The organism is Streptomyces sp. NPDC007084, from assembly GCF_040703595.1.
Taxonomy (GTDB): Bacteria; Actinomycetota; Actinomycetes; order Streptomycetales; family Streptomycetaceae; genus Streptomyces.
The window spans coordinates 1-26,781 of sequence record NZ_JBEYFY010000034.1 but is presented as its reverse complement, the minus strand read 5'-3'; the positions used below and the strand labels follow the sequence as shown (position 1 = coordinate 26,781).

The following is a 26,781-nucleotide window of genomic DNA, read 5'->3' as shown; positions in this document are numbered from 1 at the left end:
ACACCAGCGCCAACACCGGCACCAACGCCAACACCGCCACCGGCACCGCCACCGGCACCGGCACCGGCACCGGCACCCTTCCCACGCCAAAGACCCAGAAGCAGCCCAGACCCCCCATCAGCAGCCCGACCAGAAACCCCACCGGAACCCCGACCAGACCCCCCGTTCCCCCCAAGCACCCCCGCCCCCCACACAGTGCTCCCCCGCAACCCCTGCGGCCCCCGCAACCCCTGCGGCTCGCACAACCCTTGCGGACCCGGCACGCCCAACGGCACGCCCAGCCCCTGCACCCCCCGCAGCCCCTGCGACTCCCCCGCTTCCTCCCCCACATCCCGATCCACCGCCGGCGGATCGCTCCCCAACTCCCCCCGCCCGGACCGGCGTTCCGTGCCGCGCTCGCCCAAGAGCGCCTCCGCCCGGAGACGAAGCGCCGCCGCCGATTCCTCATGGCGGCGGGGCCGGCCGCGTGGATGGAGACGGCGGTGGCGGCTGCGCCCGTCGGAGAGGGGGCCGCGGCCCGGGCCGCTGGTCGGTGTCGCTGTGCGTGAACTCGATCGAAGTGCCATGCGACGAGGATCAGGCACCCCGCCACTCTCGCGATGATCTTGCTCAATTCCCGTGGATGACGGCCCACTTGTGGATAACCCCGTCACCCGCCCGGGCGGCGCGGGCCACGAAGACCCGAGCGCCCCGCCTCACCGAGGCGAGACGACCACCCCTAGCAGCCCCGGCCCCGTATGCGCCCCGATCACCGCGCCCACCTCGCTCACATGCAGGTCGGAGAGGCCGGGTACGCGGGCGCGGAGGCGGTCCGCGAGGGCCGACGCGCGCTCGGGTGCCGCGAGATGGTGGACGGCGATGTCGACCTGGGTGCCGCCCGCGCGCTCCGCGGCGATCTCCTCCAGGCGGGCGATGGCCTTGGACGCGGTGCGGACCTTTTCGAGGAGTTCGATGCGGCCGTCGTCGAGCCGGAGGAGCGGCTTGACCGCGAGCGCGGAGCCCAGCAAGGCCTGCGCCGCGCCGATCCGGCCGCCCCGGCGAAGGTAGTCGAGGGTGTCGACGTAGAAGTAGGCGGCCGTGCCGGCGGCCCGCTTCTCGGCCGCCGTGACCGCTTCGTCGGCGGTGCCGCCCGCCTCCGCGGACTCGGCGGCGGCCAGGGCGCAGAAACCGAGGGCCATGGCGACCATCCCGGTGTCGACCACCCGCACCGGCACCGGTGCCTCCCGCCCGGCGAGCACCGCGGCGTCGTAGGTGCCGGAGAACTCGGAGGACAGGTGCAGGGAGACGATGCCGGTGGCGCCGGACGCGGCGACCCGGCGGTAGGTCTCGGCGAACACCTCGGGGCTGGGCCGGGAGGTCGTGACGGGTCGACGCTTCTGGAGCGCGAGGGCCAGGGAGCGGGCCGAGATCTCGGTGCCCTCTTCGTAGGCCTGGTCGCCGAGGACCACGGTCAGGGGGACCGCGGTGATGCCGTGGCGCTCCATCGTCCGCGTCGGCAGGTAGGCCGTGGAATCGGTGACGATCGCGACATGGCGGGACATGAGCTGGAGGTTACCTGCCGGGACGGGTGGGTGGCAGCCCGGCCCCGCGGGACCTGCGGCCGGGTGACGGGATCAGGTCGTGCTCTCGGGGCGGGGCTTCTTCTGCCAGGGGTAGGCGGGGCGTTGGCCCGGGGGCGTGATGGCCGAGCGGGCCGGCCGCTCCGCCGCGCGGGACCCCGGGGGCTCCGGCCAGGTCTGTCCGCCGGAGGTGCCGGCGTCCGCGGGGGCGTCGGGCCAGGGCGTGGTAGGCCTCGGCTCCGTCGTCCAGTGGCGCAGCGCTCCGGCCTCCATGTCGATCTGGCTGCTCAGGGTGTCCAGGTCGTCGTCGGCGAAGCGGTGGGCGCGGTCCCGGGCGGCCCAGCGCAGCGAGTCCGCCGAGTGCGTGATCCGCTCGGTGCGCTCGCGCAGTCCGGGCAGCCGGGTCGCGAGGGCGCCCCGGTCGGGCTCGGTCTCCAGGCGCTTCAGCTCGGCGTCCAGCTCGCGTCCGTGCGCGCTGAGCCGCTCGAAGAGGCTGAGGGACTCCTTGAGGGACTCGTCCTCGGCCACGCTCGCCTGAAGGGCTTCCTGGGTGGCCCGCATCGAGGTGCGCAGCTTCAGCCGGAGCTGGGCCAGCTCGCTCTGCGGGCCGAACTGGGCGAAGGTCTTCGCGCGCAGCGTGTGGTCCTCGACGGTGCGGCGGGCCTGCGTGATCGTGCGGTCGACTCCGCGCTTGGCGGCGCCTATGACCTTCACCGTCGCATACGCGCCCAGCACCACGAACAGCAGGAAGAGCAGGGCGATCACGCTGATCACTGTTCCCATCACACTCCTCCTCGGACCGGTCGCGGCAGCCCTCGCCGCGCTCTCAACGGTAAACGCTGCGGGCAGGTCCCGAGTTCCAGAAGAACCCCGAACCTGCCCGTAGGGGACTACCCCGATGCGTGCCGCCGACGCGTCGCGGCGCCGCACCCGTCGCCGGCCCGCGGCATCGCCACCGCCGCCGGCCCGCGGCATCGCCACCGCCGCCGGCCCGTGACATCCCCACCGCCGCCGGCCCCGGCGTCAGTACCTACCCGGTGACGATGTTCACCAGCTTCGGCGCTCGCACGACGACCTTGCGGATGTCCGCGCCGCCCAGGGCCGCGACGACCTTCTCGTCGGCCAGCGCCACCTTCTCCAGTTCCTCGTCGGAGATCGACGGGGAGACCTCCAGGCGGGCCTTGACCTTGCCCTTGACCTGCACGACACAGGTGACCGTCTCGTCCACGACGTAGGCCGGGTCGGCGACCGGGAAGTCCTGGTGGACGACCGAGTCGGTGTGGCCCAGCCTGCGCCACAGCTCCTCGGCGATGTGCGGGGCCAGCGGCGCGACCATCAGGACCAGGGCCTCGGCGACCGGGCGGGCGACCGGGCCGCCCGCCTTGGTCAGGTGGTTGTTCAGCTCGGTGACCTTGGCGATGGCGGTGTTGAACCGCATGCCCTCCAGGTCCTGGCGCACCCCGTCGATGGCCTTGTGCAGGGCGCGCAGCGTGGCCTCGTCGACGTCGGCCTCGGCGGTGTCGACGACGGTGACCTCGCCGGTCGTCTCGTCCACGACGTTGCGCCACAGCCGCTGCAGCAGCCGGTACTGGCCGACCACCGCGCGCGTGTCCCAGGGGCGGGACACGTCCAGGGGACCCATCGCCATCTCGTACAGGCGCAGGGTGTCGGCGCCGTACTCGGAGCAGATCTCGTCCGGAGTGACCGCGTTCTTCAGGGACTTGCCCATCTTGCCCAGCAGCCGGGAGACCTTCTCGCCCTGGTAGAAGTAGGCGCCGTCGCGCTCCTCCACCTCGGCGGCCGGGACGGCGATGCCGCGGCTGTCGCGGTACACGTAGGCCTGGATCATTCCCTGGTTGAACAGCTTGTGGAACGGCTCGGGGGACGAGATGTGCCCCAGGTCGAACAGCACCTTGGACCAGAAGCGGGCGTACAGCAGGTGCAGTACGGCGTGCTCGGCGCCGCCGACGTACAGGTCGACGCCGCCGTGCGGCATGCCCGCGCGGGGGCCCATCCAGTACTGCTCGATGGCGGGGTCGACCAGCTTCTGGTCGTTGTGCGGGTCCAGGTAGCGCAGCTCGTACCAGCAGGAACCGGCCCAGTTGGGCATGGTGTTGGTCTCGCGGCGGTACTTCCGGGGGCCGCGTCCGTCGCCCAGGTCCAGGGTGACGTTGACCCAGTCCTCGTTGCGGGACAGCGGGGTCTCCGGGGAGGTGTCCGCGTCGTCGGGGTCGAAGGTGCGCGGCGAGTAGTCCTCGACCTCGGGCAGCTCCAGGGGCAGCATCGACTCGGGCAGCGGGTGGGCGACGCCGTCCTCGTCGTAGACGATCGGGAAGGGCTCGCCCCAGTAGCGCTGGCGGCTGAACAGCCAGTCGCGCAGCCGGAAGTTGACGGTGCCGTGGCCGATGCCCCGGCGCTCCAGCCACTCGGTGATGCGCGCCTTGGCGTCGACGACGCCCAGGCCGTCCAGGGAGATCTCGTCACCGGCGGAGTTGACGATCTTCGCGTCGTACGAGGCGAAAGCGTCGTCCCAGGTGGACGGGTCGGTGCCGCGGTCGTCCGAGGGCTCGACCACGCAGCGCATGGGCAGCTCGAAGGCGCGCGCGAAGGCGAAGTCGCGGGTGTCGTGCGCCGGGACGGCCATGATCGCGCCGGTGCCGTAGCCCATCAGGACGTAGTCGGCGATGAAGACGGGGACGCGCTCGCCGTTGACCGGGTTGGTCGCGAACGTGCCGGTGAAGACGCCGGTCTTGTCCTTGGCCTCGGCCTGCCGCTCGACGTCGGACTTGGAGGCGGCCTGCGCGCGGTAGGCGGCGACGGCCTCGGCGGGTGTCGCGTAGCCGCCGGTCCACGCCTCGCGGGTGCCCTCGGGCCAGGTGTCCGGGGTGAACTTCTCGACCAGCGGGTGCTCGGGGGCCAGCACCATGTAGGTGGCGCCGAACAGGGTGTCCTGGCGGGTGGTGAAGACGGTGATGGCCTCTCCGTCGACGGGGAAGTCGACGCGGGCGCCCTCGGAGCGGCCGATCCAGTTGCGCTGCTGCAGCTTGATGGCCTCGGGCCAGTCCAGGGCGTCCAGGTCGTCCAGCAGGCGGTCCGCGTAGGCGGTGATGCGCATGTTCCACTGGCGCAGCTTGGCCTTGAAGACGGGGAAGTTGCCGCGCTCGCTGCGGCCGTCGGCGGTGACCTCCTCGTTGGCCAGCACGGTGCCCAGGCCCGGACACCAGTTGACCGGGGCGTCGGAGGCGTAGGCCAGCCGGTACTCGCTCAGGACGTCGGCGCGCTCGGCGGCGGTCAGCTCGTTCCAGGAGCGGTCGCCGCCGACACCGCGCTCACCGGACTCGAACTGCGCGACCAGTTCGGCGATCGGGCGCGCCTTGGCGGCCTCGTCGTCGTACCAGGAGTTGAAGATCTGCAGGAAGATCCACTGGGTCCACTTGTAGTACTCGGGGTCGATCGTGGCGAACGACCGGCGCTTGTCGTGGCCCAGGCCCAGCGCGCGCAGCTGGACCTTCATGTTCTCCATGTTGGCCTCGGTGGACACGCGCGGGTGCGTGCCGGTCTGCACGGCGTACTGCTCGGCGGGCAGGCCGAAGGCGTCGAAGCCCAGGGTGTGCAGGACGTTGTGCCCGGTCATGCGCTGGAAGCGGGCGAAGACGTCGGTGGCGATGTAGCCCAGCGGGTGGCCGACGTGCAGGCCCGCACCGGAGGGGTACGGGAACATGTCCATGATGAACTTCTTGGGCTTGGCGACCAGCTCCGGGTCGCCGGCCAGGTCCCCGACGGGGTTCGGCGCCTCGTACGTGCCCTCGGCGTCCCAGAAGTCCTGCCAGCGTGCCTCGATGTCGGCCGCCAGGGCGGCCGTGTAGCGGTGCGGCGCGGCCACTTCGGCGGTGGCAGCGGTGTTCGTCTCGCTCATGATCCTCAAAGCTCCATCGATCGTCTCTGCCAGCGGCTGACACTCGGGAAATGAAAAATCCCCTCGCACAGGAGGGGACCGCCGCGCCGATTCCGACCACGATGCGTCAGTGGTTCGGGACTGATCAGCGCGGCTCGCTAAGCAGAAGGCGTACGGCACGCATGGCGTCAGGGTACCGCAGGGCCGACGCGGGCCGCGACGGGCTTCGGGCGTCGTCCGGCACCCCGTGCCACCCGGTCTGACCACCGAAAAAGCTGAACAAAGTTCAAAGCTTACTTCGCGTAACAGGACACCAAGGGACAACACAAAGACCTCATTGCCCTTTGGTAACAACGCAATAACTGAAACCTCGAACTCGGCCCTATTTCTCGACCTAGAGTGCGGCTTCGGGACCGCTTCCCCGAACCGTTGGGAGTAACCCTCCATGAACCCTCGTCGCAACAACAGCTCGCTTCCCCGAGCGGGCCGTTCGGCCTACGGGGCGGCCACCGCCGCCGCCCTCCTCCTCATCCCCGTGGTCGTCCTGGTGGGAGGCAATGGAGTCCGTGACTTCCTGAACTTCGGCGCCGGCGTGCTGTCGCTGGTCGCCCTGTCGTGCTCGGTGATCTGGGGCCTGGTCGCCACCGACCGGATCTTCCTGAACACCCGCCAGCGGCTGGTGGCCCAGGCCGTGCACCGGACCACCGCCGTCTCCTCCGTCGCCTTCCTGCTGCTGCACATCACGGTCAAGTTGGCGCTCGACCACACGACCCTGCTCGCCGCCCTCGTCCCCTTCGGGCTCGGCGTCACCGGCACGGCCGGTCTCATCGGCTTCGGCTCGCTGGCCGCGCTGCTCATGGTCTTCACCGCGATCACCGGCGCGCTGCGCAGCGCCTTCGCCTCCCCCGCACCGGTCGCGGCCCGCTGGCGCGCGGTGCACATGCTGGCCTATCCCGCCTGGTGCGCGGCGCTCATCCACGGGCTCTACGCGGGTCGACAGGCGAAGCCGGTCTTCACCATCCTCTACTGCCTGTGCCTGGTCGCGGTCATGGGAGCACTGGCCCTGCGGGCGGCCCCCGCCCCCGTCAAGCGCAAGGTCGCCGCCCGTGTCCTCGCGGTCATGGGCGACAACAACGGCCCCGGCGCGCGCGCGTTCCGCGAGGACCTGGACGCCTCCCGCGCGGCCAACGCCGAGACCCCGCTCCCCGGCTTCGCGGCCCGCTCCGGCAGGGCGTCCCGGGACACCACCTTCGTCCCCTCCCAGCGCACCGACTCCCCCTCAGCGCCGTACGACAGCGCCGCCGACCCCACCGCGACGAACGCGAACACCGCCGGTTTCGCCGCCGCCTACCGGGCCGTGTCCACCCCCGGCTCCGACTCCGCGGCCGGCGGGACGCGGCAGTTCCCGATGCCGCCGATGGCACAGCCGACCGAGGTGTTCCCGCGCGTCGACACCGGCGGCCCGTCGGGCAGTTGGCCCATCCCCTCGCCGCCCCCCGTCGGCGAGGCCCCGCAGTCGGCGTACGACCCGCTGGCCGACACGGGATACACCATCCCGGTCTACGACAATCCGGCCGTCGACGCGTACGGCATGAGTGACGTGTACGACACCGGTGAGTCGAACGCGGCCTATCGCACGTACAACACCAACGACACGTACGACAGCGGTCCCACGACTGACGTACTGCCGGGCGCCTTCGACGCTCCTGGCTCCGGTGAATCATGGAACGCCCCTTCCGGAGGCTTTAAGTGAACGAGGCCCTGCCCGACGTCCCGGAGGTCCGCGTCGTCGGGCTCCCGCAGCTCACGTCGGGCTTCGACCTGGTTGAACGTCTTGATCTGCCCATGCACCTGAAGGTGCACGGGCCGCTCGAACCGATGGGCGGGGAACAGCTCGCGGGGCTCGCCGAGGCGATCTCCCTGAAGGGGCGCGGCGGCGCGGGCTTCCCCTTCGCCAAGAAACTGCGCTCGGTCGCGGAATCGGCCATCAAGAAGGGCATCCGCCCGGTGGTCGTCGTCAACGGAAGCGAGGACGAACCGGCCTGCCGCAAGGACACGGTGCTCATCAACCGCGCCCCGCACCTCATCCTGGACGGCGCCCTGCTGGCCGCGGAGGCCATGGGGGCGCGCACGCTGGTGATCGGGGTGACCCGCGAGTCCACCCAGCGCTCCATGGAGGCCGCGCTGGCCGAGCGCGGCCTGAGCAACCGGCGCGGCTCGCCGCTGCGCGCCCGCGTGCAGCGCAACCCGGTGCGGATGGTGACCGGCGCCGCCGCCTCGCTGATCCGCTCCATCGACGGCGGCCCCGCCATCCCGCCGGGCCGCAAGATCAGCGCCTCGCAGAGCGGGGTGGGCGGCGCGCCGACCCTGCTGTCGAACGCCGAGACGTTCGCGCAGCTCGCCATCGCCGCCCGCATCGGCCCGGACCGCTACCGCAACACCGGCCTGTACGACGAGCCCGGCACCGTCATGCTCACCGTCTCGGGCGCGGTCGCGCGCCCCATGGTGATCGAGGTGCCGACGGGCGTACCGCTGCGCTACGTCCTGCAGTTGGCCGGCGCCCCGCCGATGCCGCAGGGGGTGCTGACCGGGGGTTACCACGGCAAGTGGCTGGACGCGGCGGCGGTGGGCGAGGCGATCGTCTCGCGGGACTCGCTGGCCGCGGTGGGCGGCGCGCTCGGCGCCGGCGCGATCCTGCCGATCACCCAGCAGACCTGCCCGCTCGGCGAGTCGCTGCGGGTGGCCCAGTGGCTGGCCGAGGAGAGCGCGGGACAGTGCGGTCCCTGCTATCTCGGCCTGCCGGCCGCGGCCCGCGGTCTGGAGGACATTCTCAACGGCGGCGGCCCGGCGGCCCTGGAGGCCGTGAAGCAGGTCGCCAAGTCCGTGAAGCGGCGCGGCGCGTGCTCCCACCCGGACGGCTCGGCGATGTTCATCGAGTCGACCCTCAAGGCCTTCACGGACGACCTGGCCGCGCATGTCCTCGGGAACGGCTGCGGACGGCCCGTGGAGGGCGTTCTGCCGCTCTTCGAGGGGGGCAGAACGCCCACCGGCATCCCCGGCGGCCAGGGCGAGCAGGAGACGGGCGCCAGCCGCCAGAAGATCTTCGTCGACTGGACGCTGTGCCGCGGGCACGGCCTGTGCGCCGACATCCTCCCCGAGGTCTTCGAGCTGGGCGCCGACGGCTTCCCGACCGTCGCGCAGGCCGCCGTGCCGCGCTACGCCGAGGCGAAGGCGCTGCGGGCGGTGCGGCGCTGCCCGGCGCTGGCCCTGCGCATCGAGGAGGACACCCGGTCCGCTCCCCCGGCGCGCAACAACCTGCCGGTGCTGTCCCCGGGTCGTGGCCGCCGCGCGCTGGGCAGCGGCCGGTAGACGACAAGCGGGGCCGAACGACAAGCGGGGCCGAACGAGAAGCGGGGCCGCCAAACGAGAAGCGGGCCACCCGATCCGGGTGGCCCGCTTTCAACTGCTGTGGAGCTAAGGAGAATTGAACTCCTGACCTCCTGCATGCCATGCAGGCGCTCTACCAACTGAGCTATAGCCCCGCGCGACCTAGTGGGGAAACCCCCTCTCGGTCTTTCCGCCCGGTTTCCCCGGCGGCGACGCCAACATTACACGGTCCCCCTGGGGAACCGCCAAATCGTTTCCCGTACGCCCCGATTGGCGCCGTATGTCGGATTCCTCGACCGGGGCCGGGGTCTCCTCCGTCAGGCCGTGGCGAAGGAGTAGAACCGTTTGAGCGTGCAGTGCTCGTCGAGGAGCCGCCCGTAGATCGGCTCGCCCTCCAGCTCCCGGTACGTCTCGATCGGGTCGCCTTTTATGATCAGCGCCCGTGCGCATTCCTCGCACCAGTACTGGTAGTCGTGGTTGACCGGCTCCATGTCGCGGACGATGGGCGTACCACTGCCGCACCAATCGCACTTCCGCCTGTGTGCACCCATCGATCAGCTCCGGCTGTGGCCGCGGGCCGCTTCGGGGAGATCGTCGACCTCCGCGAGGATGCTGGCAGGCATCGGTTCTCCCTCCCGTCGGGCCGCGCCCCCTTCCGGCCGTTTGATTCTGCCACGGCGGGAGCGACGCGGTCAGCGACGCCTTCGTACCAGTCCGGACACGGCGCCCGGCGGGGCCGCCCGGACCGGCGCATACCCGCACGCCAGGACCGTGCCCGCAGAGATATACGCCCGGCGGGGCCCGGGGACTCAAGCGGGGCACAACGAAAAATCCCGCCCCCTGACGGGGACGGGATCTTCCGAGGTGATCCTCGACTCTTCGACAATTCGAAACCGAGTCGATCTGTGGAGCTAAGGAGAATTGAACTCCTGACCTCCTGCATGCCATGCAGGCGCTCTACCAACTGAGCTATAGCCCCGCGTGTTCTTCCCGCTCCGCGGGCCGAACAAGAAGAACTTTAGCCTGCGACCAGCCGGAAAGTGAAATCCGGTCCGTCCGGGCCCGCGGGACCGGACGGAGGGCCTTCCGGCGGCACCCGGCCGGCGCCCCCGAGCACCGCCTCCGGCGGCGCTCAGTCGTCGTCGCCGAGCACCGGTTCCGGCAGCGTGCCGGCGTTGTGCTCCAGCAGCCGCCAGCCGCGGGCGCCCTCGCCGAGGACGGACCAGCAGCAGTTGGACAGGCCGCCGAGGCTCTCCCAGTGCTGGGACTCCAGACCGAGCAGCCGGCCGATGGTGGTGCGGATCGTGCCGCCGTGGCTGACCACGACGAGCGTGCCGTCGTCCGGCAGCTTCTCGGCGTGCCGCAGCACCACGGGAGCGGCGCGGTCGGCGACCTCGCTCTCCAGCTCGCCCCCGCCGCGGCGGACCGCCTCGCCGCGCTTCCACGCGGCGTACTCGTCGCCGTACCGGGCGATGATCTCCTCGTGCGTCAGGCCCTGCCAGACGCCCGCGTAGGTCTCCCGCAGGCCCTCGTCGTGGGCCACCTCCAGGCCGGTCAGCGCGGCCAGCTCGGCGGCCGTGTTCGCGGCGCGCTGGAGGTCCGAGGCGACGATGGCGTCGGGCTTGAGCGAGGCGAGCAGCCGGGCGGCGCGCCTGGCCTGCTGGACGCCCGTCTCGGTCAGCGCGACGTCCGTGGTGCCCTGGAAGCGGCGCTGCACGTTCCAGGAGGTCTGGCCGTGCCGCCAGAGGATGAGGCGGCGGCCGCGTCCGGGCCTGCCGCCGCGCTCCGCGCCCGGCCTCTGCTGCTTCGCCCCGTCGCTCACCGCAGCTCCTCCAGTTCGGCGGAGTCCTCCTCGGCCTGGAGCTTGGCGTGCTCGGCGCCCTTGCCGCGGGTCGCCTTGGCCTCCTCGGGGAGGTCCAGCTCGGGGCAGTCCTTCCAGAGCCGCTCCAGGGCGTAGAAGACGCGCTCCTCGCTGTGCTGGACGTGCACCACGATGTCGACGTAGTCGAGCAGGACCCAGCGGGCCTCGCGGTCGCCCTCGCGGCGCACCGGCTTGACGCCCAGCTCCTTGTTCAGGCGCTCCTCGATCTCGTCGACGATCGACTTGACCTGGCGGTCGTTCGGGGCGGACGCCAGGAGGAAGGCGTCGGTGATGGAGAGCACATCGCTCACGTCGTAGGCGATGATGTCGTGCGCGAGCTTGTCTGCGGCCGCCTGCGCGGCGGTGTTGATGAGCTCGATGGAGCGGTCCGTGGCGGTCACTACGCGGCTTTCCGTCGGCGGTCAGTAATGACTCAAGGGTCTCACGGACCGCCGAGGAGCCCCCACGCCTTTGTCCGGCCCCGCCCCGGGCGCGCTCGGGGCGGGGTGCCGGTCACCCCTTCGAGGCGGTGTCGATCTTGTAGTCCGTGCCGAGGACCACGGACACGTCGGCGTTGTTGGTGACCGTGCCCTTCTTCACCGCGTCCGCCGGCAGGCCGAGCGTCTTGGCGACCTCCACGGCGTCGTCCTTCTTGGCCGCGTCGCCGTAGGTGATCCGCGACACGCTCTGGGCGGCGGCGGAACCGGCGTCCAGGTAGGTGTAGCCGCCGTTGACCAGGACGACGCGGGCCTGTGCCGTGGCCGCCTTGTCGCCGGTGGCGTTCTTGATGCCGACCCGGACCGCGGCGCCGGCCTCGGGGCTCTTGGCCGTACCGCCCAGGATGTCCTTGATCACGCTGTCGGAGGCGCTCTCGGCGAGGGTGCCGTCCCGCTGCACCGGCAGCAGGGCGGTCTTGTAGTCGCCGCCCTTGGCGAGGTCGGCGAGCTTGGCGAGGAAGGCGCCGAGGTCCTGGTCGGTCAGGGACGGGTCGAGGATCTGGGCCAGCGTCTGCACGGTGGTCGTCGCGGCCTGCTTGTCCGAGGACAGCTTGCGCAGGACGCCCTGCATGACCTGGCCGAACCGCTCCAACTGCGCGTTCTGCGCCTCGCCCGGCGCCCGGTAGGTGGCGTAGGCGACGGCCGCCTTGCCGCCGAGGGTCTGGTCCTCGCCCTTCCTGACGAGCGGGGTGCCGCCCTTCTTCTTCGACTCGGGGTCCGGCACGTCGGTGTTGGTGGTGATGTCGATGTTGCCGACGAGTTCCACGAGGTTGTCGAGGTAGGGGGTGTCGAGCCGCCAGGTGCCCTGGATGTTGGTGCCGAGCACGGTGTCGATGGCGTCCCGGGTGCCGGAGGAGCCGTCGCCGTCGACGGACTTGGCGAGGGTGGTGGTCGAGCCGTCGTCGTCCGTCAGGGCCAGGGAGTTGGGCAGCAGGACGGTGGTGCCCTGCCGGGTGGTGGTGTTGTCCACCAGCAGCGCGGTGGAGGTGCCGCCGCCCTTGGTGTTGTGCAGGTGGACGACGATCACGTCACGCTTCTGGGCGGTGGCGGGCGTCGCGGTCCCCGGCTTGGCGTCCGAGGAGGTGCCGGGCAGCTTGCCCGCGTACCAGAGGTAGCCCGCGCCGCCGACGACCACCAGGGCGAGGACCACGACCAGGGCGACGACCCGGCCGCGCGCGCGGCGCTTGGCCTCCTCGCGGCGCTCGGTGCGGTTCTCGGTGAACTTCAGCCAGTCGATGACGTCCTCGGACTCGGCTTCCGGCTCCTCCACGAAGGCGAACTGCTCGGTGCGGTAGTCCCGCCCCGCGCCGCTGTCGTCGTCCTCCGGGGGGCCGGCCTGCTGCGGGATGTACGCGGTCTGCTCGGCGACCCTCGGCTGCTGCCCGGTGCCCGCGCCCTGGCGGCCGTAGCCGTCGTACGGGGTCTGGGTGCCCGGCCCGGCAGCGGGCGCGCCGGTGCCGTAGGCGTCGTAGTCGTAGGAGCCGTACGCCGGGCCTCCCTGCTGCCCGCCCGTGTCGTAGGGAGGCACCGCCGGCTGCTGACCGGTGTCATAAGGGGACGCGGCCTGCTGCCGGCCGGTGTCGTAGGGGGATACCGGGGGCCGGCGGCCCGAGTCGTAGGGCTGGACGGGCTCCTGGGTGCCCGTCGCGTACGGGTCGTAGCCGTAGCCCTGTTGCTGCTGGGCGTTGTCGTAGCCCTGCTGCTGGGCGTTGTCGTAGCCCTGCTGCTGCCGGGTGTTGTCGTAGCCGTCGTACCCCTGGGCAGGCTGCTGTGGCACCTGCCGGTACACGGGCTGCCCGAACTCGTCGTAGCCGACGAGTTCGTACGGGTCGCCGCCGCCCGCGTATCCGTCGTATCGGTCGTTCACCGGTGCCCCTCTCGGCTCACTGGCCGCGGTACAGCTCACGCTTGTCGATGTAGCGCACCACACCGTCCGGCACCAGGTACCAGACGGGATCGCCCTTGGCGACTCTCGCACGGCAGTCTGTGGACGAGATGGCGAGCGCGGGAACCTCGACGAGCGAGACACCGCCCTCCGGGAGCCCCGGGTCGGTCAGGGTGTGGCCGGGCCGGGTGACCCCGATGAAGTGCGCGAGGGAGAACAGCTCTTCGGTGTAGCGCCAGGTGAGGATCTGGCCGAGCGCGTCGGCGCCGGTGATGAAGAACAGGTCCGCGTCGGGATTGAGCGAGCGCAGATCGCGCAGGGTGTCCGTGGTGTACGTCGGGCCGCCGCGGTCGATGTCGATGCGGCTCACCGAGAACTGCGGGTTCTCGGCGGTCGCGATGACCGTCATCAGATAGCGGTCCTCGGCCGGGGTGACCTTGCGGTCGGTCTTCTGCCACGGCTGCCCGGTCGGTACGAACACGACCTGGTCGAGGTGGAACTGGGCGGCGACCTCGCTGGCCGCCACCAGGTGACCGTGGTGGATCGGGTCGAAGGTGCCGCCCATGACGCCGAGGCGGCGCTTGCCCGGGTTCGAGGGGCCGCCCCGGGGGCCGGCCGTCAGCCGCTTCGCCGCGCCGCCGGCCGTGCCGCTCGCGCCGCCCGTGGCGGCGCCGTCGGCGCCACCGCCCGTGTCACTCGCCGGACCGGTAGGCATGTCCTGCTCTCCCATGCGTGCAGACCCTACCGGCCCGGCCGACGGGCTCCGGCCGACAGGGGCCCCCGAGCGGGGCCGGCGGGGCTCAGCGGTCGCGGTTGAAACGCGTGGTGATCCACAGCAGCAGGAGCAGGATGACCAGGGCACCACCGCCGGTCAGGAAGGGGCTGAGGCTCTCGTGGTTGCCGCCTTTCTCGCCCTCGGCGACGACGGTGACCAACTGGGCTGCGGTGCTGGGGAAGCTCATCTCGGCAGGACCTATCCGGTATCGGCGGGATAAAGACGTCGGCTCATCGTATGCGGGTGCCCTGGCCGCGAACACGCCGACTCCGCCGTTGGGGACGCCGGTTGCCGGGACCGCCCCCGCCGCGAGCGGCCACCGCCGCGCACCGGGCCGCTCTCGTCGCTCCCCGTGGGTCCCTGGGGATCCTCGCCGCCGGTCCCCGGTCGGTCCTCGCCGGTCCTCAGTCCTCGCGCTTGTACCCGCGCAGCAGGAACCAGGCGGCGAACACCACGCCGACGACCATGACGACCAGCACGACGCGGAGCAGATCGCCCGGGCCCTGCTTGTCCGCCGCGTGCGCGGCCTCCGTGAGCCAGGCGGCCCGAATGTGCTCCATGACGTACGACTCCTTCGCTGTACTGCCCGTCCACGGTATCTCCGCCTAGGCTGGGTCCTGCCTCGGGGGCACACAAGGCATTGGCGCGCACAGCAGACGCACATGGGGGAACACATGTCGGACGGTGGCCGGAACGGGCACGAGAAGGTGCCGAGCAGGCAGCGCAGGCGCTTCGAGGGGATCTCCTCGCGGGCGTACGAGCATCCGGCGGACCGCTCCGCCCTGGTGGCGCTGCGCCGGCTGAGCGGCTTCGACACGGTCTTCAAGGCGCTCAGCGGGCTGCTGCCCGAGCGGAGTCTGCGGCTGCTGTTCCTGTCCGACTCGGTGCGGGTCTCGGACGCCCAGTTCGCGCACCTCAACGACATGCTGCGGGACGCCTGTTACATCCTGGACCTGGAGAAGGTCCCGCCGATGTACGTGAACCAGGACCCCCAGCCCAACGCGATGTGCATCGGCCTGGACGACCCGATCATCGTCGTGACGACCGGACTCGTCGAGCTGCTGGACGAGGAGGAGATGCGGGCGGTCGTCGGCCACGAGGTCGGCCACGCGCTGTCCGGCCACTCCGTCTACCGGACGATCCTGCTGTTCCTCACCAGCCTCGCGGTCCGGGTCGCCTGGATCCCGCTGGGCAACCTCGCGATCACGGCGATCGTGACCGCGCTGCGCGAGTGGTTCCGCAAGTCGGAGCTGTCCGCGGACCGCGCGGGGCTGCTGGTCGGCCAGGACCTGCGGGCCTCGATGCGCGGCCTGATGAAGATCGCGGGCGGCAACCACCTGCACGAGATGAACGTGGACGCGTTCCTCGCGCAGGCCGAGGAGTACGAGGCGGCGGGCGACCTGCGCGACTCCGTGCTCAAGATCCTCAACGTGCTGCCCCGTACCCACCCCTTCACCGCGGTGCGCGCCGCCGAGCTGAAGAAGTGGGCCGAGTCCCGCGACCACCAGCGGATCATGGACGGCCACTACCCGCGGCGCGACGAGGACAAGGACACCTCGGTGTCGGACTCCTTCCGGCAGTCGGCCGCGAGCTACGCCGGTGACATCAAGAACTCCAAGGACCCGCTGATGAAGCTGGTCAGCGACATCGCGGGCGGCGCGGGCGACCTCGGCGGCCGGGTGATGCGCGGCTTCGGCGGCTTCGCGGGCGGCGGCAGCGGTACCGAGAAGGACGCCTCGGCGGGCAAGGGCACCGGCGCCGGCAGGGACGGCGGGGCCACGGACGGGCCGGGGGACGGCGGGGCGGACGACCAGGGCACCGACGGCCGGGACTGACCGGCTGACCGGCTACACCTTCGGCTGCGCGCTCCTGGCCAGCGTCCCGCACAGTGCCGTGGCGCTGCCGGTGGCGTACGGGTCGGTGCCCGCCGGGCCGCCCGCCCTGGCCGTCTGGCCGGCGAGCAGCGGGCGCAGCCGGCTCACCGAGTCGTCGGAGCAGGTGAGCGGGCCGGCCTGGACGTAGGACACCGCGAGCTGGAGCTGGTGCATGCGCAGGTCGTCCCGGTCGAAGCGGAAGTGCAGTTCGCGCCGGACGGTGAACAGGGACGCCTTGGCCGTGGCGGGGGCGCCGGCCGGCCGGAGGGCGTAGACGAAGGTGTGGTCGGCGATGACCTCCAGGGTGTTCGCGTCGAACTCGGCGGCCTGAAGGGTGCCCTGGACCCGGACGCGCTGGTCGGCGAGGCGGGCCCGGGTCGCGTCGAAGCGGACCAGCCAGCCGGTCGGGGCGTGCCGTCCGTCGGCCATGGGGTGCTCGAAGCTCTGGTCGAACTGGTCGAGCTGGCGCGGGTCGAGCAGGATCCGCACGGGCCGGGTGGCGCCGCCGGTCAGCACGCTCGGATCGAGGGCGGACTCGACCAGGTAGTCCTTGGCGGTGGTCAGGGCGCTGACGACCTGGCTGTCGGAGAAGTGGGCGGTGCGCCGGGAGGCGGGCAGGGTGATGCCGTCGGCGCCGACCCGGAACTGGGCGGCCGGGCTGTCCGCGTACAGCTCCTCGGGGCGGGCGGCGCCGGGCACCGGGGTCTGCGGGGCGAGCGGGATCACGGTCATCCGCAGCGGCTCGGCGGCCTGCGGGGCGGGGGTCTGGTAGGGGTGGCGCACGCCCATGTAGATCGCGGTGCCGAAGGCGATGGCGATCAGCAGGACGAGGACCAGCGCCTGCCGGGACAGTCCGCGCCGCAGGGGTGGCCGGCGGCGTACGGCCGGGCTGTGGTCGGTCATGCGCTCGCGGGCGGAGAACTCCTGGAGGCGGGCAGCACGGACGAACGACTCGTCGAAGACGACGGATCGGTATTCGTCCTCTCCACCGGCGGGAGCGCCCTCGGGTGTCCCCTCCGGTGGGTCTCCAGGCCCGCCCATACCTTCAGAGTAGGTCGCGGGGAGCTTCGGTAAACGCGGCGGTGTGCGACAAGTTCTGACAGGTTCTCACCAGGACGGTCAGGGGGTGCGCGGCACCGCCGAGACCGCCGGCTGGGAGTAGTCGGCCGAGGCCGAGGGGCCGGTGCCGGTGACTTTCTGGCGGCCCTGTTCGAGGCCGGTGGAGGCGGGCGAGGGGAACTGCTCGTCGCGGGCGCCGGACGCGCCGCGGTAGACCGCGGTGAAGGCGAGGGCGACCATGCCGACGCCCATGACGAGGGCGAGGATCCAGGCGACGGGGCGGTGCCAGCGGGTCTGCTTCCCGTACGGCCTGCCGTACGGCCCCGGGCCGTGGCGGCCGTCGAGGAGGTCGGCGTCTTCGAGGTCGTCCAGGTCGCCGTCGTGGCCGAAGTCGCCGTGGTCGTCCGGGCCGAAGCCGTCCTCGTAGTCGTCGGCGCGGGTGCCGCGGGCGTGCGCTCGGCGCGCCTCCGCCTCGGACGCCTCCGCCCGGGCCTGTGCGGCGGCGAGCAGTCTTTCCACGGCGGTCGGCTCGTGGATCACCGCCGCCCGGACGAAGTCCTCGTCGAAGACCACGGAGGCGAACTCTTCGTCCGCGCCCCCGCGGTCACGGTCGTCGTCGGGCTCCCAGCCGTCAGGGAACGGCGTGCCCCCCACGTCCTCCGGCACGGATCCAGAGTAGACCTGGGGGGTCAATTTGGGCAGACGGTATGGAAATTCATCCGCCTGCCGAGACACCCGGTGCGCGGGCGGCCGGACGCGCACCACCCGCCGCACGCCCCGCGCGCCCCCACCGCAGGAGCCCCGGAGTCCCGGGAGCCCTGGAGTCGCGGGAGCCCTGGAGTCGCGGGAGCCCTGAAGTCCCGGGAGCCCTGGAGTCGCGGGAGCCCTGGAGTCCCGGGAGCTGTGGGGCCCAGGGGGGCGGGTCAGCGGCGGATGTGGCCGTCGCCCGTGACGATGTACTTGGTGCTCGTCAGCTCCGGCAGCCCCATCGGGCCCCGGGCGTGCAGCTTCTGCGTGGAGATGCCGATCTCGGCGCCGAAGCCGAACTGGCCGCCGTCGGTGAACCGGGTCGAGGCGTTCACCGCGACCGTGGTGGAGTCGACGAGCTGGGTGAAGCGGCGGGCGGCCTGCTGGGAGGTGGTGACGATGGCCTCGGTGTGGCCGGAACTCCACAGCCGGATGTGGGTGACGGCCCGGTCGAGGGAGTCCACGACGGCGGCGGCGATGTCGTAGGACAGGTACTCGGTGTCCCAGTCCTCGGCGGTGGCCTCCACGACGGTGGCCTTGGAGTCCTTGGCGTAGGCGAGGACGCGCTCGTCGGCGTGCACGGTGACCCCGGCGTCCGCGAGGGCGTCCAGCGCGCGGGGCAGGAACTCGGCGGCGATGTCCTGGTGGACGAGGAGGGTCTCGGCGGAGTTGCAGACGCTGGGCCGCTGGGCCTTGGAGTTGATCAGGATGTCGACGGCCATGTCCAGGTCGGCCTGGGCGTCGACGTAGACGTGGCAGTTGCCGGTGCCGGTCTCGATGACCGGGACGGTGGACTCCTGGACGACCGTGCGGATCAGGGAGGCGCCGCCGCGCGGGATGAGGACGTCGACCAGGCCGCGGGCGCGCATCAGCTCGCGGACCGACTCGCGGCCCTCGCCGGGCACGAGCTGGATCGCGTCGGCGGGCAGCCCGGCCCCGCCCACGGCGTCCCGCAGGACCCGGACGAGGGCGGTGTTCGACTCGTAGGCGGAGGACGAGCCGCGCAGCAGGACCGCGTTGCCGGACTTCAGGCACAGGGCGGCGGCGTCGACGGTCACGTTCGGGCGGGCCTCGTAGATGATGCCGACGACGCCGAGCGGGACGCGGACCTGGCGCAGGTCGATGCCGTTCGGCAGGGTCGAGCCGCGGACGACCTCGCCGACCGGGTCGGGCAGGGCCACCACGTCGCGTACGTCGGAGGCGATGGCGCGGACCCGCTCGGGGGTCAGCGTGAGCCGGTCGACGACGGTCTCGCTGGTGCCGGCCTCGCGGGCCCTGGCGATGTCCTTGGCGTTGGCCGCGACGATCTCGCTCGTACGGACCTCCAGCGCGTCCGCGATCGCCAGCAGCGCGTCGTCCTTCTCGGCACGCGGCAGCGGCGCGAGGTCGGCGGCGGCGGACTTGGCGCGGTAGGCGGCCTGGGTGACCGGGGACATCGAGTCGTACGGCGAGAGCGTGGTCATGAGGGAAGCGTAGTGCGCGCGGCGGGACGGTTCAGCGCTTGTCCCACACCCCGAGACAGGCTCAAAAGGGGTGAACTCCGACGGGGGTGGCGGGCAGCGGCCCGTACCCCTCGGCGATGCGCTGGTGGTAGGTCTCGCGGTCGATGACCTCCAGGCCGACGATCTCCCAGGGCGGGAGCTGGGCGGTCTGCCGGTGCTCGCCCCACAGGCGCAGCGCGACCGCCGCCGCGTCGTGCAGGTCGCGGGCCTCCTCCCAGTAGCGGATCTCCGCGTGGTCGTTGGCGTACCGGCTGGTCAGCAGGAAGGGGTGGTCGTGCGCGAGCTGTTCGAGACCGCGTCTGACCTCGGTCAGCGGGGCCTCGCCGCCCGAGACGCTGAGCGTGACGTGCCACAGCCGGGGCTGCTCGGCGGGCTGCTCGCCCTCGTAGGTGTCACCGGCCGCGACGCTGGTGAGGGCCCGCTCCTCGCCCGCCGCACGGGAGGCGGGACCACCGCGGGACGCCGCCGCCCCAGGGCGCACTCGTCTCACGACGGCCTCCTTTACCCGATGGTCGTACCGAATCCCGGACTCTCCCTGTCACAAAGTTGAGCAGGTGAGAAGCCGTCGTGTGGCGGTTTTACGGAACGTCCCCCGGTGGGGGCGGCGGAATCAGCCGTTTACGTGTGTAGGGGACAGTTGTCCACGGGGGCTCCCCTGGCGGGCGGGGCGGCCGGTTCAGGGGGTGAGCAGGGCGAGGTCGTCGCGGTGGACGACCTCGCGCTCGTAGGCGGGTCCCAGTTCGCGGGCCAGCTCCCGGGTGGAGCGGCCGATGAGCTGGGGGATCTCCTTGGCGTCGAAGTTGACCAGTCCGCGGGCGACGGCCCGGCCGGTGCTGTCGCGCAGTTCTACGGGGTCGCCCGCGGTGAACTCGCCCTCGACGGCGGCGATGCCGGCCGGCAGCAGCGACTTGCGCCCCTCGACGACCGCGCGGACGGCACCGTCGTCGAGGGTGAGCGCGCCCTGCGGGGTGGAGGCGTGCTGGAGCCAGAGCAGCCGGTCGGCGGAGCGTTTGCCGGTGGCGTGGAAGTAGGTGCCGGTGTCCCGGCCGGCGAGGGCGTCGGCGGCGTGGACGGCGCTGGTCAGCACCACCGGGATGCCGGCGGCGGCGGCGATGCCGGCCGCCTCGACCTTGGTGGCCATGCCGCCGGTGCCGACGCCCGCCTTGCCGGCGCCGCCGGTCTCGACGCCGGCGAGGTCGGCCGGGCCGCGGACCTCCGCGATCCGGGAGGTGCCGGGCCTGCTGGGGTCGCCGTCGTAGACGCCGTCCACGTCGGAGAGCAGGACGAGCAGGTCGGCGTGGACGAGGTGGGCGACGAGGGCGGCGAGGCGGTCGTTGTCGCCGAAGCGGATCTCGTCCGTGGCGACGGTGTCGTTCTCGTTGACGACCGGGAGGGCGCCCATCGCGAGGAGCTTGTCGAGGGTGCGCGAGGCGTTGCGGTGGTGGGCGCGGCGGCTGGTGTCGTCGGAGGTGAGGAGCACCTGGCCGACGCGGATGCCGTAGCGGGCGCAGGAGGCGGTGTAGCGGGCCACCAGGAGGCCCTGCCCGACGCTGGCGGCGGCCTGCTGGCGGGCGAGGTCCTTGGGGCGGCGGCGCAGCCCGAGCGGCGCGAGTCCGGCGGCGATGGCTCCGGAGGAGACGAGGACGATCTCCCGGGCGCCGTTGCCGTGCGCCTTGGCGAGGACGTCGACGAGGGCGTCGACCCGGTCCGCGTCGAGGCCGCCGGAGGCGGTGGTGAGCGACGAGGAGCCCACCTTGACGACGATCCTGTGGGCCTCGGCCACGCCGGCCCGCACCGTATTCCTTGCCGCTGACACGCCATCCCCAATGTTCCGACCAGATGTTCCGACCAGCCCGGTGTGTGCAATCTACGCGAGCGGGGCGGTCCGGCGGTTGCCCGTTTCGACGGGCGGACGCGGACGGCCGCGGGACCCCGCCGCCGGGGCGGCTTCCGAGCCCGAGCGGGCCCTCACTCCCGGGGCCGCTTCCGACCCGCTCGGGTGCGCTCCCGACCCCGCTCGGGGCCGCTCCCGACACCGCCCGGGGGCCGCTCCCGGAGGCGCACGCGGGGCCGTTCCCGAGGTGCACGCGGGGCCGCTGGCGGAGGGCCCGGAAGGCCTCTGTTGAGGGCTCGCTCACAGGCTCGAAGGGCAATATGTGCCCTATGCAGTGATTGTTCCCACGGAAGATTGCTAGGCGGGTCTTCAGGTCATACGGTCAGTCGTCGGCCCCTCTGTTGGTGACAGTCCGGCCGCACCCTTCCCGTCCGCTGCATCCCCCTCGCAGGAGCCCAGCCCGTGCCCTCCGCAGGCCTCGCCCCCCGCCGCATCGTGCAGCTCTCCGCGCTGCTCGCGATGCTCGCCTTCCTCACGGCCCAGATCGTCTCAGCGCTGCTGCCGAACGTCCCGGTGTTCGTCGCCGCGAGCGCGGCCGGCCTGCTTCTGGACCTGTATCTGCAGTACCGCGACCCCGGTCTGCTCGCGGTCCTCGGCAAGGTGCGCTTCGACGTCACCGTCCGCCAGCTGCTGCGCGACATGCTGATCATGGTGGGGCTGCTGCGGATCGACGGCATCAACCCGACGCGCGAGCAGGCGCCCCTGCTGATCGCGATATGCGTGCTGTACGCCCTGCACTTCTCCTGCCACGCCCTGTCGGTCCTGGTCCGCCGCACCCGTACGCTGCCGATCGTCACCCGCAACATCGACGCGTCCGCGCTGCGGCTGACCGCCGCGCCGCCGCGCATCCTGGCCCGCCGCCAGGGCCACCGGCTGCTGGCCCTCTCCGTCCCGGCGACGGCCGGCCTGCTGGCCACGGCCGCGACCACGGACGCGCTGTGGGGCGGCATAGGCGAGGGCATCGCCGTCGCGCTGGCCCTCGGCGGCACCCTCTACCTCGGCACCTGGCTGCTTCCCCGGAAGCGCGCCAAGAGCGAGGCGAAGGTCATGGAGTGGGTCGACCAGTGGCTCGCGGAGTACCAGCCGACCGTGGCCATGTACTTCTCCGGCGGCACCACCTCCGCCTACCAGGCGAACATGTGGCTCTCGACGCTCTCGCAGATCGACGCCAAGCCGCTGATCGTGCTGCGTGAGCGTTTCATGGTGCAGAAGATCGACGCGACCGACGTCCCGATCATCTGCTTCCCGAAGGTCTCCACGATGTTCTCGCTGGAGAACTCGACGCTGAAGATGATGCTGCACCCGGCGAACGCCGCGAAGACCTCCCAGGTCCTGCGCATCCCCACCATCAAGCACGCCTTCATCAACCACGGCGAGAGCGACAAGCTGTCCTCCTGCAACCCGTACGCGAAGGCGTACGACGAGGTGTGGGTCGCCGGTCCCGCCGCCCGTGAGCGGTACGCGCTCGCCGAGGTCGGCGTCGAGGACAAGAACATCGTCGAGGTCGGCCGGCCGCAGCTCACGCCGATACGCCGCTACTCCGGCCCGCCGACGGGCCCGTACACCACCGTCCTGTACGCCCCCACCTGGGAGGGCTGGGACGGCAACCCGGGCAACACCTCGGTCGTGCTGGCCGGCGAGAACATCGTGCGCCACCTGCTCGCCGACGAGAAGGTGCGCCTGCTCTACAAGCCGCACCCGATGACCGGCTCCGTCGACCCGCGCGCCGGCGCCGCGAACGAGCGCATCATGGCGATGATCCGCGAGGCCAACACCCGGCGCTCCGGCGACCGCCCCGGCCCGCAGGCCGCCGCCGAACTGGCGCGCCGCACCGCCGAGTTGGACACGCTGACCTCGACCTCCTTCCGGCAGAGCGCGGACGAACTGGAGCGGATGCTGCTCCAGGGCGCGCCGCGCGGCGACCGCGAGGCGCAGATCGCCCGGGCCACGGAGGCCTGGGAGTCCGCCTACTGGGCGTCCTTCCCCGAGTGGGAGCACCAGATCGTCACGGGCCCGCGTCCGGCCATCTTCGCCTGCTTCAACGAGGCCGACCTGCTGATCAGCGACGTCTCCTCGGTCGTCTCGGACTGGCTGTCCAGCGAGAAGCCGTACGCGGTCGCCAACACCTCGGGCATGTCGGAGGCGGCCTTCCGCGCCGGGTTCCCGACGGTGTCCGCGGGCGCGATCCTCACCCCGGCGGCGGACGGCGTCCCGGCTCTGCTGGACGCGGTCCGGCACCCGGAGCGCGACGAGTTCACCGCGGCCCGCGCCGAGCTGAAGGAGCACCTCCTCGGCCCCTCGGACCCGCCGTCGCTGGCCCGCTTCGACGCGGCGATCGCGGACCTGTGCGCGAAGGCGGACGAGCGCCGGGTGCGGATGACCGCCCGGCTCGCCGCGGAGATCCCCACGCAGCGCGGGGCGGCCGAGGACTCCGCCCACGAGTCCGAGCAGGGCCTGGGCGCCGACGCGGACTCCACGGACAGCGAGGACAACGGCGCCGAGGACTCGGTCAACGCGTAGCACGCGACCACTGAGCCGGGCTGAACCGGGCTGAGCCGGGCTGGACTTGAGGAGGGCCGGCGACTCGATACGGGTCGCCGGCCCTCCCGTATACGCACGAGTCGCCGGCCCTCCCGGATACGCACGAGTCGCCGGCTCTGTCGCATACGCACGGGTCGCCGGACCTCTCGCTGTTCGCGGTCGCCCGCACTCCCCCGTCCGGCGCGGGGCGGCACAGCAGTACGGGCCCGGCCTCCGGAGAGGTCGGGCCCGTATCACTGGTCTCGTCTGGTCTCGCCTGGTCTCACCGGGCCCGCCGGTCCCGGGAACGCCCTGGGCTTCCCGGAAGCGGCCCGGAGCCTTCGCGGGCTAGAACGGCTCGAAGTCGTCGTACTCCTTCTCCGACTCGTCCCGCTCGGCCTGCCGGTCCCGGCGGCGCTGGGCGGCGGGGCGCGGAGCCTCGAAGCGGTGGTCCTCGCCGCGGCGGCCCAGCATCTCGGCGCCGGCCATGACGGTGGGCTCCCAGTCGAAGACGACCGCGTTCTCCTCGGGGCCGATCGCGACGCCGTCGCCGGAGCGGGCGCCCGCCTTCATCAGCTTCTCCTCGACACCGAGGCGGGCGAGGCGGTCGGCGAGGTAGCCGACGGCCTCGTCGTTGTTGAAGTCGGTCTGGCGCACCCAGCGTTCGGGCTTCTCGCCGCGCACGCGGAAGAGGCCGTCCTCTTCCTGGGCGACGGTGAACCCGGCGTCGTCGACCGCCTTCGGGCGGATGACGATACGGGTCGCCTCCTCCTTGGGCTTGGCCGCGCGCGACTGCGCGACCAGCTCGGCGAGGGCGAAGGACAGCTCCCGCAGGCCCGTGTGGGCGACCGCGGACACCTCGAAGACGCGGTAGCCGCGCGCCTCCAGGTCGGGGCGCACCATCTCGGCCAGGTCCTTGCCGTCCGGCACGTCGATCTTGTTGAGGACGACCAGACGGGGCCGGTTGCCCAGGCCGCCGTACTGCTTCAGCTCCTCCTCGATGATGTCGAGGTCGGTGACCGGGTCGCGCTCGGACTCCAGGGTGGCCGTGTCCAGGACGTGCACGAGGACGCTGCAGCGCTCGACGTGGCGCAGGAACTCGAGGCCGAGGCCCTTGCCCTGGCTGGCGCCGGGGATGAGGCCGGGGACGTCGGCGATGGTGTAGACGGTCTCGCCGGCGGTCACCACGCCCAGGTTCGGGACGAGGGTGGTGAAGGGGTAGTCCGCGATCTTCGGCTTGGCGGCGGACAGGACGGAGATGAGCGAGGACTTGCCGGCGCTCGGGTAGCCGACGAGGGCCACGTCGGCGACGGTCTTCAGCTCCAGGACGATGTCCTGGAGGCCGCCGGGCACGCCGAGCAGCGCGAAGCCGGGCGCCTTACGGCGGGCCGAGGCCAGCGCCGCGTTGCCGAGTCCGCCCCGGCCGCCCTCGGCGGCGACGAAGGAGGTGCCGTGTCCGACGAGGTCGGCGAGGACGTTGCCCTCGGTGTCGAGGACGACGGTGCCGTCCGGCACGGGCAGGATCAGGTCCTGGCCGTCCTTGCCGGAGCGGTTGCCGCCCTCGCCGGGCTTGCCGTTGGTCGCCTTGCGGTGGGGCGAGTGGTGGTAGTCGAGCAGCGTGGTGACGGACTGGTCGACGACCAGGATCACGTCACCGCCACGGCCGCCGTTGCCGCCGTCCGGGCCGCCGAGCGGCTTGAACTTCTCCCGGTGTACGGAGGCACAGCCGTGACCTCCGCTACCCGCGGCGACGTGCAGCTCGACGCGGTCCACGAAGGTGGTCATGTGGGGTGCCTCCAGCACTTCGGTACTGCTTGTACGTACGGAATGTCTCTTACGTAACACGCGAAAGGCGGACCCGCTTCCCGTGGGGGAAGTGAGGTCCGCCTCGCGAAGAACTCTGTTCTGCGGAGCCTGGGCCCCGAGGCCTGCGATCCGCCCGCGGGGGACGGATCAGCCTCGACGGGACTGGATCAGGCGACCGGAACGATGTTCACGACCTTGCGGCCGCGGTGCGTGCCGAACTCGACCGCACCGGCGTCCAGCGCGAACAGCGTGTCGTCCTTGCCACGGCCGACACCGGTGCCGGGGTGGAAGTGGGTGCCACGCTGGCGGACCAGGATCTCACCGGCGTTGACGGTCTGACCGCCGAAGCGCTTCACACCGAGCCGCTGAGCGTTGGAGTCGCGACCGTTCCGAGTGGACGATGCGCCCTTCTTGTGTGCCATGTCTCAGTCCCTACCCTTACTTCGCAGCCGCGGGGATCTCAGTGACCTTGATCGCCGTGTACTGCTGGCGGTGGCCCTGACGACGGCGGTAGCCGGTCTTGTTCTTGTAGCGAAGGATGTCGATCTTGACGCCCTTGTGGTGGTCCACGACCTCGGCCTGGACCTTGATGCCGGCCAGGACCCACGGGTCGCTCGTCACGGCTTCACCGTCGACAACGAGCAGGGTCGAGAGCTCGACCGTGTCGCCAACCTTGGCAGTGGAAATCTTGTCAACCTCAACGATGTCGCCGACAGCAACCTTGTGCTGGCGACCACCGCTGCGCACGATGGCGTACACGCGGATCTCTCTCTCGCTCGAAACGGGACCCCGCAGTCCAGCCGCCGGCTCACGCCAGCGGCCTCTCCCGGAGCACGAGACACCGGGAGGAAGAGGTTTACGGGGGTGTGGCGCGTCAGGGGACACGCCGACGGTCAAGGTTACGGGGCCACGGCCGAAAGGGTCAAACCAGCTCGGGCCCCGCGGGTGTGCGGACGGTCACTCCCGCCGTCCCGGGCCCCTGTACGAGCGGGCCCGGGACGTGCGGCGGGGTGTCGGTCCTCGTCGGCCGAGGCGCTGAATCAGTCCTCGTCGGCCGAGGCGCTGAATCAGTCCTCCTCCGCCGAGGCGCTGAATCAGTCCTCGTCGGCCGAGGCGGTGACGGCGGGCGCGGACTGCTCCGCGGCCACCGTTTTCTTCGCGGCGGACTTGGCGGCCGTCTTCTTGGCGGTCGCCTTCTTGGCCGTGGTGGTCTTCTTCGCGGCCGTCTTCTTGGCCGCCGCCGTCTTCTTGGCAGGGGCCTTCTTCGCGGGCGCCTTCTTGGCCGTCTTGCGCGCGGCCGTCTTCTTGGCGGCGGGCTCCTCGGCGTCGGCCTCGGGGGCCTGCGTCGCGGCGGGCTCGGCGGACTCGGCTGCGGGCTCGGCGGCCGGCTCCGCGGCGGCCGACGGGACGACCGTGACGGCCGCCTCCTCGGACGCGGTGGGCGCGGTCGCCTTGCGCACGGCGCGGCGGCGCGGACGGGCCGGAGCGGTCGTCCCGTCGGCCGCCGCGGAGCCGGCCGC

The 26,781-nt window shown here is 72.0% G+C and carries 22 protein-coding genes, 2 tRNA genes and 1 pseudogene; 4 read left to right on the top strand and 21 right to left on the bottom strand.

From position 1 onward, the window contains the following. Positions 1-695 precede the first annotated feature (695 nt). The 3 genes from AB0912_RS24395 to leuS all read right to left on the bottom strand — a co-directional run bounded on the left by AB0912_RS24395 (position 696) and on the right by leuS (position 5,475). A complete protein-coding gene (locus AB0912_RS24395) occupies positions 696-1,541 on the bottom strand; it encodes a DegV family protein (RefSeq protein WP_366703164.1) in 846 nt (281 codons plus the stop codon). A gap of 72 nt (positions 1,542-1,613) precedes the next feature. Beyond that, on the bottom strand, positions 1,614-2,342 hold the full coding sequence (locus tag AB0912_RS24390) for a hypothetical protein (RefSeq protein WP_366703162.1): 729 nt from the start codon (positions 2,340-2,342) through the stop codon (positions 1,614-1,616). A 247-nt stretch (positions 2,343-2,589) separates the two neighbouring features. Continuing rightward, positions 2,590-5,475, bottom strand: coding sequence for a leucine--tRNA ligase (gene leuS / locus AB0912_RS24385; RefSeq protein WP_366703160.1), 2,886 nt, complete (start codon positions 5,473-5,475; stop codon positions 2,590-2,592). Positions 5,476-5,899: 424 nt separating this feature from the next. Here leuS and AB0912_RS24380 point away from each other — a divergent pair, with 424 nt between their 5' ends. Continuing rightward, a complete protein-coding gene (locus tag AB0912_RS24380; RefSeq protein WP_366703158.1) occupies positions 5,900-7,207 on the top strand; it encodes a cytochrome b/b6 domain-containing protein in 1,308 nt (435 codons plus the stop codon). Continuing rightward, the gene (locus AB0912_RS24375; protein ID WP_366703156.1) at positions 7,204-8,823 is read left to right on the top strand and encodes an NADH-ubiquinone oxidoreductase-F iron-sulfur binding region domain-containing protein; all 1,620 of its coding nucleotides are present in this window, start codon (positions 7,204-7,206) and stop codon (positions 8,821-8,823) included. The genes AB0912_RS24380 and AB0912_RS24375 overlap by 4 nt, the downstream gene beginning before the upstream one ends. Before the next feature lie 100 nt (positions 8,824-8,923). Here AB0912_RS24375 and AB0912_RS24370 read toward each other — a convergent pair. The 9 genes from AB0912_RS24370 to AB0912_RS24330 all read right to left on the bottom strand — a co-directional run bounded on the left by AB0912_RS24370 (position 8,924) and on the right by AB0912_RS24330 (position 14,419). Next, a tRNA-Ala gene (locus AB0912_RS24370) sits at positions 8,924-8,996 on the bottom strand. 162 nt (positions 8,997-9,158) lie between these two features. Beyond that, on the bottom strand, positions 9,159-9,392 hold the full coding sequence (locus tag AB0912_RS24365) for a hypothetical protein (RefSeq protein ID WP_010986886.1): 234 nt from the start codon (positions 9,390-9,392) through the stop codon (positions 9,159-9,161). Between the two features lie 355 nt (positions 9,393-9,747). Then, a tRNA-Ala gene (locus AB0912_RS24360) sits at positions 9,748-9,820 on the bottom strand. 153 nt (positions 9,821-9,973) lie between these two features. Next, the gene (locus AB0912_RS24355) at positions 9,974-10,663 is read right to left on the bottom strand and encodes a histidine phosphatase family protein (RefSeq protein ID WP_366703154.1); all 690 of its coding nucleotides are present in this window, start codon (positions 10,661-10,663) and stop codon (positions 9,974-9,976) included. Continuing rightward, positions 10,660-11,103, bottom strand: coding sequence for a ribosome silencing factor (gene rsfS, locus AB0912_RS24350; protein ID WP_366703152.1), 444 nt, complete (start codon positions 11,101-11,103; stop codon positions 10,660-10,662). Before rsfS ends, AB0912_RS24355 begins: the two co-directional genes overlap by 4 nt. Before the next feature lie 112 nt (positions 11,104-11,215). After that, entirely contained in the window at positions 11,216-13,066 is a 1,851-nt protein-coding gene (locus tag AB0912_RS24345) for a LytR C-terminal domain-containing protein (RefSeq protein ID WP_366703150.1), read from the bottom strand. A gap of 16 nt (positions 13,067-13,082) precedes the next feature. Continuing rightward, entirely contained in the window at positions 13,083-13,814 is a 732-nt protein-coding gene (nadD, locus tag AB0912_RS24340) for a nicotinate-nucleotide adenylyltransferase (RefSeq protein WP_366703148.1), read from the bottom strand. 70 nt (positions 13,815-13,884) lie between these two features. After that, a complete protein-coding gene (locus AB0912_RS24335; RefSeq protein ID WP_366703146.1) occupies positions 13,885-14,046 on the bottom strand; it encodes a hypothetical protein in 162 nt (53 codons plus the stop codon). Between the two features lie 217 nt (positions 14,047-14,263). Next, positions 14,264-14,419, bottom strand: coding sequence for a hypothetical protein (locus tag AB0912_RS24330; protein ID WP_366703144.1), 156 nt, complete (start codon positions 14,417-14,419; stop codon positions 14,264-14,266). Positions 14,420-14,533: 114 nt separating this feature from the next. Here AB0912_RS24330 and AB0912_RS24325 point away from each other — a divergent pair, with 114 nt between their 5' ends. After that, on the top strand, positions 14,534-15,694 hold the full coding sequence (locus tag AB0912_RS24325) for a M48 family metallopeptidase (protein ID WP_366703142.1): 1,161 nt from the start codon (positions 14,534-14,536) through the stop codon (positions 15,692-15,694). 12 nt (positions 15,695-15,706) lie between these two features. On the opposite strand, the gene AB0912_RS24320 is transcribed toward AB0912_RS24325, so the two are convergent. The 5 genes from AB0912_RS24320 to proB form a co-directional block, all read right to left on the bottom strand. Further along, positions 15,707-16,774, bottom strand: a complete 1,068-nt coding sequence (locus tag AB0912_RS24320) for a hypothetical protein (RefSeq protein ID WP_366703140.1) — start codon at positions 16,772-16,774, stop codon at positions 15,707-15,709. A 78-nt stretch (positions 16,775-16,852) separates the two neighbouring features. Beyond that, positions 16,853-17,485, bottom strand: a complete 633-nt coding sequence (locus AB0912_RS24315) for a hypothetical protein (RefSeq protein ID WP_366703138.1) — start codon at positions 17,483-17,485, stop codon at positions 16,853-16,855. 230 nt (positions 17,486-17,715) lie between these two features. Then, positions 17,716-19,002 carry a glutamate-5-semialdehyde dehydrogenase gene (locus AB0912_RS24310; RefSeq protein WP_366703136.1) on the bottom strand — a complete coding sequence of 429 codons (1,287 nt, stop codon included), beginning with the start codon at positions 19,000-19,002 and terminating at the stop codon, positions 17,716-17,718. Between the two features lie 61 nt (positions 19,003-19,063). After that, the gene (locus tag AB0912_RS24305) at positions 19,064-19,522 is read right to left on the bottom strand and encodes a hypothetical protein (protein ID WP_366703234.1); all 459 of its coding nucleotides are present in this window, start codon (positions 19,520-19,522) and stop codon (positions 19,064-19,066) included. Positions 19,523-19,717: 195 nt separating this feature from the next. Beyond that, positions 19,718-20,824 (bottom strand): glutamate 5-kinase, encoded by a 1,107-nt coding sequence (proB, locus tag AB0912_RS24300; RefSeq protein WP_366703134.1) that lies wholly within the window; start codon positions 20,822-20,824, stop codon positions 19,718-19,720. Between the two features lie 513 nt (positions 20,825-21,337). Here proB and AB0912_RS24295 point away from each other — a divergent pair. After that, positions 21,338-23,455: a hypothetical protein gene (locus AB0912_RS24295; RefSeq protein ID WP_366703132.1), complete on the top strand. Its 2,118-nt coding sequence runs from the start codon at positions 21,338-21,340 to the stop codon at positions 23,453-23,455. 348 nt (positions 23,456-23,803) lie between these two features. On the opposite strand, the gene obgE is transcribed toward AB0912_RS24295, so the two are convergent. From obgE to AB0912_RS24275, 4 genes and pseudogenes are all read right to left on the bottom strand, one after another. Beyond that, positions 23,804-25,240 (bottom strand): GTPase ObgE, encoded by a 1,437-nt coding sequence (gene obgE, locus AB0912_RS24290; RefSeq protein ID WP_366703130.1) that lies wholly within the window; start codon positions 25,238-25,240, stop codon positions 23,804-23,806. Between the two features lie 188 nt (positions 25,241-25,428). Beyond that, positions 25,429-25,683, bottom strand: coding sequence for a 50S ribosomal protein L27 (gene rpmA / locus AB0912_RS24285; RefSeq protein ID WP_030362615.1), 255 nt, complete (start codon positions 25,681-25,683; stop codon positions 25,429-25,431). 16 nt (positions 25,684-25,699) lie between these two features. Further along, on the bottom strand, positions 25,700-26,020 hold the full coding sequence (gene rplU / locus AB0912_RS24280) for a 50S ribosomal protein L21 (protein ID WP_030601628.1): 321 nt from the start codon (positions 26,018-26,020) through the stop codon (positions 25,700-25,702). Between the two features lie 335 nt (positions 26,021-26,355). After that, positions 26,356-26,781: pseudogene (locus AB0912_RS24275) on the bottom strand (ribonuclease E/G); the annotation flags it as partial.